At 64.5% G+C, this 5359-nt stretch carries 4 protein-coding genes and 1 pseudogene; 3 read left to right on the forward strand and 2 right to left on the reverse strand.

Annotated elements, in window-relative coordinates:
- Nucleotides 1–366 precede the first annotated feature (366 nt).
- Both G3446_RS25395 and G3446_RS25400 read left to right on the forward strand, forming a co-directional pair.
- Nucleotides 367–2193, forward strand: a complete 1827-nt coding sequence (locus G3446_RS25395) for a sensor histidine kinase (RefSeq protein ID WP_164456468.1) — start codon at nucleotides 367–369, stop codon at nucleotides 2191–2193.
- Nucleotides 2190–2831, forward strand: a complete 642-nt coding sequence (locus G3446_RS25400) for a response regulator (RefSeq protein ID WP_167757108.1) — start codon at nucleotides 2190–2192, stop codon at nucleotides 2829–2831. The genes G3446_RS25395 and G3446_RS25400 overlap by 4 nt, the downstream gene beginning before the upstream one ends.
- A 98-nt stretch (nucleotides 2832–2929) precedes the next feature.
- On the opposite strand, the gene G3446_RS25405 is transcribed toward G3446_RS25400, so the two are convergent.
- Entirely contained in the window at nucleotides 2930–3559 is a 630-nt protein-coding gene (locus G3446_RS25405; RefSeq protein WP_164456469.1) for an NAD-binding protein, read from the reverse strand.
- A 172-nt stretch (nucleotides 3560–3731) separates the two neighbouring features.
- Nucleotides 3732–4034, reverse strand: a pseudogene (locus G3446_RS29350) (cation:proton antiporter domain-containing protein); the annotation flags it as partial.
- Nucleotides 4035–4388: 354 nt separating this feature from the next.
- On the opposite strand from G3446_RS29350, the gene G3446_RS25415 reads away from it, so the two are divergent.
- Nucleotides 4389–5359: transposase (locus tag G3446_RS25415; protein ID WP_167757109.1), on the forward strand; the 971-nt coding region annotated here is incomplete at its 3' end.

Below are 5359 nucleotides of genomic sequence, written 5' to 3' on the forward strand. Positions count from 1 at the left end.
GCCAAGCGACCGCCAATGCCGACTCATACCATGCGCTCGCGGCTTGATGCGCCCGCGCTCGGCAGGTTGCACCCATTTTCTAGCCACGCGGATCGGACAGACTGTGGTGTTGCAGCTCATCCCAACTCATCGGCGGTCGGAGCACAACCTTTGCCGACCCGCACGGTTGCCCCAAGCATGCCGCTCAATTCAGCGCCAGTCCGCCAGGAATCCGCATTCGAATCAGAATCGATGGTCATCGGCAAGCACCTGTTTATGCGCCTTCGCGAGTTCAACGGGCATCGCGCCATGGGCTTGGTGCCTACCTGCGGCACTGCGGGCCGACGTGTTTGCTCATTGACGGGGGACCAATAGGTGGACTCATCAATGAGCTGGATCACCGTCATTTGGTCCATGGCCGCGGGCGTATCCTTGACGCTGGCAGCTGTGAATCTGCTCGTCTGGCTGCGCGATCGTGATGCGGTTGCCAACGCCCTGTTCTCGGTCAGTGCGGTGGCGGCCGCGGTTTTCGCCATGCAGGAACTGGCCGTGATGCGGGCGCAGACCCCTGCCGAGTTCGGCGCCATCTTGCGTTGGATGCATGTCTCCGCGGCAATGATCGTGATCGCCGTGGTCTGGTTCACGCATCTCTATCTGGGCGCCGGACGGCGTTGGTTGGCGTGGCTCATCACCGGCCTGCGTCTACTGGTGCTGATACCAAACTTCGTCCTTTATCCCAACGCGACCTTCGCTGAGATCCATGCCCTCAACAGGGTGTCTTTCCTGGGCGAGACACTGTCGGTACCAATGGGCGAGATGAATCCGTGGCGTTCTCTCATTCACCTGAGCACGGTGTTGCTGTGCATTTTTGTCGTGGACGCCGCCCTTGCCGCGCGCAAGCTGGGCCGTGGTCGTCAGGCCCTGCTGCTGGGCGCTTCGATGCCGATCGCCATCGTTCTTTCCGCGACGCTTTCAGGACTGATGGTGCGCGGGATACTGCCGGGTCCGTTCTTCGCCTTGGTCTATTTGGTGCTCGTGCTCGCCATGGCCTTCGAGCTGAGCGTGGACCTGCTCCGGGCGAGACAGGTTGCCGGCGAGCTGCGGGACAGCCGCGAGCGCATGCGCCTGGCCGCCCGGGCGGCGGACCTGGGGTTGTGGGAGTGGGACGTCGTCAGGGACGAGATCTGGTCCAACGATGTCGACCATACCAGTGCCGGAATCTTTGGCGGCAAGCGGATCGGCCTGGCGGATTACCTGGAGCTGGTCCATCCCGATGATCGTGACCGCCTTGAAACAACGATCCGCCGAACGATGGCGCAAGCGTGGGAGCTTCAGGTGGAGTACCGGATGATCGGCGCGGATAGCACCGAGCGTTGGATCGTCGCCTGGGGCAAGGTCGAATACGGCGAGAGACGGCAACCGCTACGCATTCGCGGCGTGTCCGTCGACATCACGGCGCGAAAGCAGCTCGAAGCCGAGGCGCAACGACATTGCAGTCAACTTGCACGCGTCCAGCGTGGCTTCGTTCTAGGCCAGCTCTCCTCCGCATTGGCACACGAGCTGAATCAACCGCTGGGGGCGATTCTGCGCAACGCCGAGGCGGGCGAAGCCTTCCTGCGACAGGATCCTCCGGATCTCGGGGAGGTGAGGGAGATCCTGGCCGATATCCAGAAGGACGATCAAAGGGCGGCGGCGGTCATCCAACGGATGCGCTCGTTGCTCCAGCAGGGAGAGCTGCGCTTCGAGGCGATCGCACCGCTGGAACTCGTCCAACAAGCCGCGGCGTTGCTCGAAGCGGAGATGGGTACGCAGCATGTGGCACTGGGTATTGCGGTGCCGGCTGATCTGCCCGAAATTCGGGGAGATCGCATCCATCTCCAACAGGTCCTCGTCAACCTGTTGCTTAACAGCCTTGATGCCGTGAAGACAGCGAATCAGGGGCAGCGCCAAATCGATGTGCACGCCGCTCAAGCCAGGGTCGCAATGGTCTCATTGGTCGTCGAGGATAGCGGGACCGGTCTCGATCCGGCGCGACTTGCGGACCTGTTCGAGCCGCTTTACACGACCAAGCCCGATGGGATCGGCCTCGGATTGTCGCTCTGCAAGACCATCGTCGATGCACATGGCGGGCGCATCAGCGCGGTCAACCGGCCACGCGGCGGCGCTCGCGTCGAGGTGTTGCTGCCGGTCGCGGCCGGGAACGAAACGGCGTGAGTGACCGGCCGCCAACAGTGTTCATCGTGGACGATGACGCCTCCTTTCTCAATAGCATCGAACGTCTGCTGCGCAGCACCGGCTTCGTGACCCAGTGTTACAGCTCCGCGGTCGATTTCATCGCGCAACAGGCACCGGATCGCGTTGGCTGCCTGTTGGCCGACCTGCGCATGCCCGACATGAACGGCATCGCCTTGCAGGCGCACTTAGCGAGGTCTGGGAATCCGCTGCCGGTGGTTTTCCTCACCGGTCACGGCGACATTCCCACCAGCGTCGAGGCGATGCGGCAAGGGGCCGAGGACTTCCTGGTCAAGACCGCACCGAAAGAGGCCATCATTGCCGCGGTGGAACGGGCGCTTGCCCGCGGCGCCAAGCAGCGTGTATTTCGTGCGCATCGCCGTGCGCTGCAAGCTCGCCTCGACACGCTGACACCACGCGAAGAGCAGGTGCTATCCCATGTCATGAATGGGAGCATGAACAAGCATATTGCCGCAGTCTTGGGTATCGACGAGCGCTCGGTCAAGCGCCATCGCAGCAATCTGATGCGCAAGCTCGAAGTCACCTCCGTTGCCGAGTTGGCGCAACTGGTCTTCGAGGCAGGCGCACGCGAGGACGACTCTTACAGGACGGCCAAGTGAACGCCAGTGATCGTTTGAAACGAGCTTCCTGGCGAACCGCAGGCACACTGGCTGAGGCTATCCAATCGGCGTCTGCAGGCGCGATGCCCCCTGAACTGCTAAGCCCTTGCGCCTTCGGCATAGGCCGCGCGGATCAGGGCGTAGTCGTCGCGTCGGAGCGTAGTCACCAGTTCGCCGACATCGGCTTCCGAGACGCCGAGATCCTTCAGCAACATCTCACCGCACGCCAGCGTGCTCTCGATGTAGCCCGTGCCCGCGTGCTTGATGCCCTTGGCAACCAGCGCCTCTTGATCGGCGATGGCGCGCACGCGCACGCGCACGTAGACGTCCAGCTGCGGATAGAGGCGATGCAGCGTCAGGGCTAGCGCCTTGGCGACCTCCGAGTCGTGCGAGGTCACGAACACCGCGGCGGCCTTGCCGAGCCTGGCGGCCGCTTGGGTGCTGGTACTGTTCAGGTCGCCGAAATAGACCTCGCGCCCGGCCCGTCTGGCTATCTGCACTACGGTGATGTTCCGCCCGACCGCGACGTGGGGGATATTCGCCCGCTCCAGCATCAGGTCCATGAGCTGACCCACCTCGTCGTAGCCGACGATGACCACATGCCGTTTCAGGTCGGCGGACGGTTCCGCATCCGCGTGGGCTGGCGCCGTCCCGAGTCGGCCGGCGAGGGCGGCGCCGGCTTTGACCATCAGCGGGGTCGCGATCATGCTGATCGCCACCACAAGCATCGCCAGGGTGTCCCCATCGCTGCTCAGCAGTCCGACCGTGGCCGCAGCCCCCAAAAGGACGAAGGCGAACTCGCCGACCTGAGACAGGTAGAACCCGGTGCGGATGGCCCATGTCCTGCGCCATCAGCACGGCGAAGGTCGTCCGCCCATGCTCGCTCGCCAGTTCGCCGCGCTCGCCCAGCGTCCCCATGACGATGGCCGTCGAGGACATGGCGAAGGCCAGGCCGGGGATAGTCGCGGATTCCCATGGCGCTTGCAGCACCAGGATCATGTACGCGGCAAGCACAGCCGCGGTCAGCAGCATCTGCGCGGAGCCCAGACCGAAGATCAGGCGGCGCATCTGCCAGACCTTCTCGGGCCGCATCTCCAGACCGACGCTGAACACGAACAGGACCACGCCGAGCTCGGCGATGCTCTGCAACTCATCGACCGCATGCACGGGGACCGGGCCCCGCGTATGCGGCCCGATGAGCACACCGGCGACGATGAAGCCCAGGATCGAACCGAAGCCGAGTCGCTAGAACAGGATGACGCAGGCCGCCGTCGCGGCAAGAAAGACGATGATCGCGAGAAGGACTGCCGAGATGTCCATGGTGACTCCGGTTCAGGGAAAGTCCGATTGATCAGCGTATTCCCTGACTAACTTCCGGAGCGTACTGCACTCTCCTGACGCGCGACACCGTCCCCATGGCTTTCAAGGTCACATAAAGTGCATGCCTGGCGATCCCGGCAGGCTGGACACCTCGATCGCTGCGGCACCCGCCCTCGGCATCTGGCGCCAAGCGCGGTATAGTCCGGCCCCTTTGTTAACGACCGGACGTTGATCGCCGTGCTGACCTCGCTGTTGGAGCGTTTCGCTGAGAACTTTCCCATCCCGACCATGGCCCGCGCGGTGCTCGAGCGCAGTTTCCGCCCGGAGCTGCTCGACCCCTGGTTCAAGACGGTTGCCCAAGACCAATGCACCCGTCGGGTGTTGTTCTCGACGCTGTTCGAGCTGATGCTGCAGGTGGTGACGCGTCAGCAGCCCTCGGTACATGCCGCCTATCAAGGGGCGCGCAAGGCGATCCCGGCCTCGATCACGGCGGTGTACGAGAAGCTCAGGGGCGTGGAGCCGGCGGTGTCGGCCGCCCTGGCGGCGTACAGCGCCGAGCAGGTCACGCCGGTGATCGACGCCCTCGAGGGCGCGCGCGCGCCGTTGCTGGAGGGCTACCGCGTCAAGATCCTCGACGGCAATGCCTTGGGGGCACGCGAGCACCGTCTCGCCGAGACACGTGCGCACAGCGCCGCGCCCTTGCCGGGCAAGGCCTTGGCGGTGCTCGAGCCTGCGCTGGGGCTGATCACGCAGCTGATTGCCGAGGCCGATGCCGACACCCAAGAGCGCGCCTTGCTCGCACAGCTCGAGAACTCCATCGAAGCCGGCGATTTGTGGATTGCCGATCGCAATTTCTGTGTCGCCTCCTGGATCTGGACGCTGCATCAGCGGGGGGCGGCGGTGCTGCTGCGTGAGCACCAGCAGCTGCCGACGCAGCCGCTTGAGCCGATGCGCCCGGTGGCCACCACGGACCAGGGCCAGCTCAGTGAGCAGCGCGTGATCCTCGCCGCCCCCGAGGGTGGCGCGCCGCTGCAACTGCGCCGTATCCGTCTGGAGCTGAGCACGCCAACCCGGGAGGGAGAGACCACCCTCTATCTGCTCACCACACTGCCCGTGACGGCCGCTGACGCCGCGCTGGTCGCCACGCTCTATCGCGAGCGCTGGACGTTGGAAACCGCCTTCTTGCATCTCACCACCGAGCTGCGCTG

Source organism: Thiorhodococcus minor (genome assembly GCF_010820565.1).
Taxonomy (GTDB): domain Bacteria; phylum Pseudomonadota; class Gammaproteobacteria; order Chromatiales; family Chromatiaceae; genus Thiorhodococcus; species Thiorhodococcus minor.

Coding starts and splice junctions, on each gene's coding strand:
- G3446_RS25395 (WP_164456468.1), top strand. CDS start 367: ATGAGCTGGATCACCGTCATTTGGTCCATGGCCGCGGGCGTATCCTTG.
- G3446_RS25405 (WP_164456469.1), bottom strand. CDS start 3,559: ATGCTTGTGGTGGCGATCAGCATGATCGCGACCCCGCTGATGGTCAAA.